We start from the raw sequence: 1,353 nt of genomic DNA, 5'->3' as shown, positions 1-1,353 counted from the left end.
CAGCACTTACACACCCTGCCTATCAACGTCGTAGTCTACGACAACCCTTTAGGACGCTTATAGCGCCAGGGAAAACTCATCTCAAGGCTCGCTTCCCGCTTAGATGCTTTCAGCGGTTATCGATTCCGAACTTAGCTACCGGGCAATGCCATTGGCATGACAACCCGAACACCAGAGGTTCGTCCACTCCGGTCCTCTCGTACTAGGAGCAGCCCCTTTCAATTTTCCAACGCCCACGGCAGATAGGGACCGAACTGTCTCACGACGTTCTAAACCCAGCTCGCGTACCACTTTAAATGGCGAACAGCCATACCCTTGGGACCGACTTCAGCCCCAGGATGTGATGAGCCGACATCGAGGTGCCAAACACCGCCGTCGATATGAACTCTTGGGCGGTATCAGCCTGTTATCCCCGGAGTACCTTTTATCCGTTGAGCGATGGCCCTTCCATTCAGAACCACCGGATCACTATGACCTGCTTTCGCACCTGCTCGAATTGTCATTCTCGCAGTCAAGCGGGCTTATGCCATTGCACTAACCACACGATGTCCAACCGTGTTTAGCCCACCTTCGTGCTCCTCCGTTACTCTTTGGGAGGAGACCGCCCCAGTCAAACTACCCACCAGGCACTGTCCGTAATCCCGATTCAGGGACCAACGTTAGAACATCAAAACTACAAGGGTGGTATTTCAAGGACGACTCCACCACATCTAGCGACGCGGTTTCAAAGTCTCCCACCTATCCTACACATGTAGGTTCAATGTTCAGTGCCAAGCTGTAGTAAAGGTTCACGGGGTCTTTCCGTCTAGCCGCGGGTACACTGCATCTTCACAGCGATTTCAATTTCACTGAGTCTCGGGTGGAGACAGCGTGGCCATCATTACGCCATTCGTGCAGGTCGGAACTTACCCGACAAGGAATTTCGCTACCTTAGGACCGTTATAGTTACGGCCGCCGTTTACCGGGGCTTCGATCAAGAGCTTCGACCGAAGTCTAACCCCATCAATTAACCTTCCGGCACCGGGCAGGCGTCACACCGTATACGTCATCTTACGATTTTGCACAGTGCTGTGTTTTTAATAAACAGTTGCAGCCACCTGGTATCTGCGACTCTCGTCTGCTCCATCCGCAAGGGACTTCACTGATAAGAGCGTACCTTCTCCCGAAGTTACGGTACCATTTTGCCTAGTTCCTTCACCCGAGTTCTCTCAAGCGCCTTGGTATTCTCTACCCGACCACCTGTGTCGGTTTGGGGTACGATTCCTTACAATCTGAAGCTTAGAGGCTTTTCCTGGAAGCATGGCATCAATGACTTCACTACCGTAGTAGCTCGACATCGTATCTCAGCGTTAA

General features: G+C 52.1%; 1 rRNA gene. It reads right to left on the bottom strand.

Annotated elements, in window-relative coordinates:
- Positions 1-1,353, bottom strand: a 23S ribosomal RNA gene (locus tag ACED53_RS23405); the annotation flags it as partial.

The organism is Vibrio sp. 1F169, from assembly GCF_041439605.1.
GTDB classification, from domain to species: Bacteria; Pseudomonadota; Gammaproteobacteria; order Enterobacterales; family Vibrionaceae; genus Vibrio; species Vibrio tasmaniensis_A.
The sequence above is the reverse complement of the archived record's forward strand: the minus strand, read 5'-3'. Positions and strand labels throughout refer to the sequence as shown.